Consider the following 3,742-nt stretch of genomic DNA (forward strand, 5'->3'; position numbering starts at 1 on the left):
AAATTAAGTGAGTACCAATCGATAGTTTAGTTTAAAGCACAATGGAACACTTCGATTAAATAACTGAAAATTCAAACAAATACTTGACGTACGAATAAAGCATCAGTTATGATAGAAACAATTAAATAAACCGATTAATAAGATGACTGGCGTTATCTTTATTAATTCTTATCTAGAGTGGTGGAGGGACAGGCCCTATGAAACCCGACAACCAGCGTTATGCGTATGGTGTTAATTCCTGCAGGTTTAAACCTGAAAGATGAGAGTTCAGCATTGTAAAAAGCTGCCTCTTTTAGAAGAGACGGCTTTTTTGTATTTAATGCACCTTCTCTACATAAGTTATTTGATTAATAACATTAAAAGGAGCGGTTAAAATGACAAAAGAACATCAGTTTCAATTCGAAACCTTACAAATCCATGCGGGGCAAGAACCCGATCCAACAACAGGGGCACGAGCTGTTCCAATTTATCAAACAACATCGTTCGTATTCAAAAATGCAGAAGAAGCAGCTGATTTCTTCCAGCTACGTAAGCCAGGTAATGTATACGGACGAATTATGAACCCGACACAAGATGTATTTGAACAGAGAATTGCACAATTAGAGGGTGGGACAGCTGCTTTGGCAACTGCTTCGGGCGCTTCAGCTATTTTTTATGCGATTTTAAACGTGGCTAACTCAGGTGATCATATTGTTGCAGCAAGCACATTATATGGTGGAACATACGAATTGTTTAAGTCAACGTTAAGTAAATTAGGAATCACTGTGAGTTTTGTAGATCCAGATGATAGCACTAATTTTGAGACAGCGATTAAACCTAATACAAAGGCAATCTTTGCTGAAACAATAGGGAATCCGCGTATCAATGTGTTAGATATTGAAGCTGTAGCAGCGGTGGCTCATGCAAATAATATTCCACTTATCATTGATAACACATTTGGAACGCCCTATTTAATTCGCCCGTTTGATTTTGGAGCTGATATTGTTGTACACTCTGCAACTAAATTTATTGGAGGTCACGGGACAACCTTAGGCGGTATTTTAGTAGACAGTGGTAAATTTGATTGGCGAGCAAGTGGTAAGTTTCCCGACTTTACAACGCCTGATGAAAGTTATAGTGGGTTAGTATATGCTGATGTTCCGGACGTAGCCTTTGCTCTCAAAGCGCGTGTGCAATTATTGCGTAATACTGGAGCAGCAATTAGTCCGCAGAGTGCCTTTTATTTATTACAAGGATTAGAATCTTTATCATTGCGTGTAGAAAGACACGTGTCAAATGCTCGAGCGGTGGCAAACTATTTAAATGAGCATCCTGCTGTTGAATGGGTGAGTTATCCTGAATTAGACGGAAATCCTTATCAAGACTTGTCGAAAAAATATTTACCTAAAGGCGCAGGTTCAATCTTTACATTTGGAATTAAAGGTGGTGTGACAGCTGGAAAAACATTTATTGATAGCATAAAGTTATTTTCATTGCTTGCAAATGTTGGTGATTCTAAATCATTAGTTATTCATCCAGCAAGTACAACGCACTCTGAGCTATCAGAAGCAGATCAAGCTAAAGCTGGAATTACACCCGACCTAATACGTCTTTCTATTGGATTAGAAAATATAGATGATATCCTTTGGGATATTGAACAAGCGCTTGAAAAAACACAAAAGTAACCAATGAAGCATCTTCTTGAAAATGCTGTAAGCTCTCAGTTGAATTTTTCTGTCAACAAGCCTATAGTGAAAGGGAAGAGGAGATGATGACTATGATCAATATTGTATCGGTACTTTTTAACCGAAACACAGAAAGTGAAAATGCATTATCCGATTTACGCAGCAGTATGGCAGGTTTTAGTGTCCTAACTGCAGTTGTGCTAAAAAAAACAGCCACAGGTATTTCTCGATATGATGGCTTCAACGTTGATAAAACAGATGATAGTTGGTCCACCGGAGGTTTAATTGGTGGGATTGTTGAAATTATTGACGGTCCATTAGGGGCATTATTAGGACCAGATTTAGGTCCATTAATGGGAAGTGCATCGATTGACGATAAAACGATCGTTGAAGCAATTAATAATAACCTTGCATTAAATCAAAGTGCACTCTTGTTAATTGTAGAAGAGGAAGAAAATGGTTTATTGGACCAGTACTTAAACGAACGTGGCGCTCATACGGTTGTACGTGAACCAGCTGTTACTGTGGAATTTCAAGTGTTACATGCGCAAGAAGTTGAAGCAGAGTTACGTGAAGAAGCGATTACTAAATTACAAGAAAATCGTAAACATAAATTAAATGACCGCGTTGAAGATAGTATTGGTACTATGGAAGAACGTTTTCGCAATTGGTTAAAAAAATAGTAACAAACGGCCTCTCATTTACTTGAGAGGTCTTTTTTGAGGCAATCATTAACTTAAGAGTCTTAGTATCTGTAGAATAAAATTAATGTGTTAAAAGAAATCGATAGACTGTATCATACTGTAGGATTTTTTTAATAAAACGAACGACTTGAATAAAAAGGTAGCTTCACGTAAAATAAAGAACGTTGAGTAAGAAAGGAAGGCCAATAATGACAGCCGTTTATATACACATTCCATTTTGTGAACACATTTGCTATTACTGCGATTTTAACAAGGTATTTTTAGAGGGGCAGCCTGTAGATCAATACATCGATACGTTATTACTAGAGATGAAAATGCGCCTTGAGGAACGACCCGTTGAAAACGTTGAAACAATATTTGTTGGAGGGGGAACACCCACAACGCTTACACCAAAACAACTTGATAAACTTTGTGGTGGTATTCGCGAGTTATTACCTTATGATGAAGCTACAGGTGAATTTTCATTTGAAGCTAATCCTGGTGATTTGTCGCTTGATAAGTTAGAAGTTATGCGTCAGCACGGCGTTAATCGTCTAAGTATGGGCGTACAAAGTTTTAATCAAGACCTTTTGAAAAAAATTGGACGTATTCATACTGTAGCTGATGTTTATCAATCAGTAAAAAATGCGCACCAAGTTGGTTTTGAAAATATTTCAATTGATTTAATTTTTAGTCTTCCTGGACAAACAGAAGAAGATTTTAAAGATACGCTATCAAAAGCACTCGCTCTTGATTTACCACATTATTCAGCATATTCTTTAATCGTGGAACCTAAAACAATCTTTTATAATTTGATGCAAAAAGGGAAGTTAATCTTACCTGGACAAGATGCAGAAGCTAACATGTATGGTTACTTGATGGATACAATGGCAGCACATGGTCGCCAACAGTATGAAATAAGTAATTTCTGCAAACCTGGTTATGAAAGTCGCCATAACATTACGTATTGGGCAAATGAAGAATATTACGGATTTGGTGCAGGCGCGCATGGATTTCTTGGTGATACACGTTATTCTAATGCCGGTCCACTGAAGAAATACATGACGCCCTTAGAAGCAGGAGAATTACCTACATTTCAAACGAAAGATTTAGGTTTAAATGAACACATTGAAGAAGAAATGTTTTTAGGATTACGCCGTACAAAAGGCGTTTCTATTTCTCACTTTAAAGAAAAATTCGGTAAAGACATGTTTGATGTATATCATGAACCGATTAATCGTTTTGTGGATAAAGGTTTGATGCAAGTGGAAGGTGACCAAGTTAAATTATCACGACAAGGACGTTTTTTAGGTAACGTAGTATTTCGTGATTTCTTATTTGAGCGCTAATACGAATAAAAACGAAAACAGCCCGTACAATGGCAACGATATTGTA

General features: G+C 37.1%; 3 protein-coding genes and 1 riboswitch. All 3 genes read left to right on the forward strand.

The annotated features are described in order from the left end of the window. Positions 1–165: 165 nt before the first annotated feature. A riboswitch (SAM riboswitch) is annotated at positions 166–266 on the forward strand. A 108-nt stretch (positions 267–374) separates the two neighbouring features. After that, positions 375–1,664, forward strand: a complete 1,290-nt coding sequence (locus tag IKV95_RS04570) for an O-acetylhomoserine aminocarboxypropyltransferase/cysteine synthase family protein (RefSeq protein WP_069125867.1) — start codon at positions 375–377, stop codon at positions 1,662–1,664. Between the two features lie 92 nt (positions 1,665–1,756). Then, positions 1,757–2,347, forward strand: a complete 591-nt coding sequence (locus IKV95_RS04575) for a hypothetical protein (protein ID WP_069125866.1) — start codon at positions 1,757–1,759, stop codon at positions 2,345–2,347. A 209-nt stretch (positions 2,348–2,556) separates the two neighbouring features. After that, the gene (gene hemW / locus IKV95_RS04580) at positions 2,557–3,696 is read left to right on the forward strand and encodes a radical SAM family heme chaperone HemW (protein ID WP_069118885.1); all 1,140 of its coding nucleotides are present in this window, start codon (positions 2,557–2,559) and stop codon (positions 3,694–3,696) included. The last annotated feature ends 46 nt before the right edge of the window (positions 3,697–3,742 follow it).

Origin of the sequence: Brochothrix sp. (genome assembly GCF_017549435.1) — a bacterium.
In the GTDB taxonomy this organism is placed as follows: domain Bacteria; phylum Bacillota; class Bacilli; order Lactobacillales; family Listeriaceae; genus Brochothrix; species Brochothrix thermosphacta.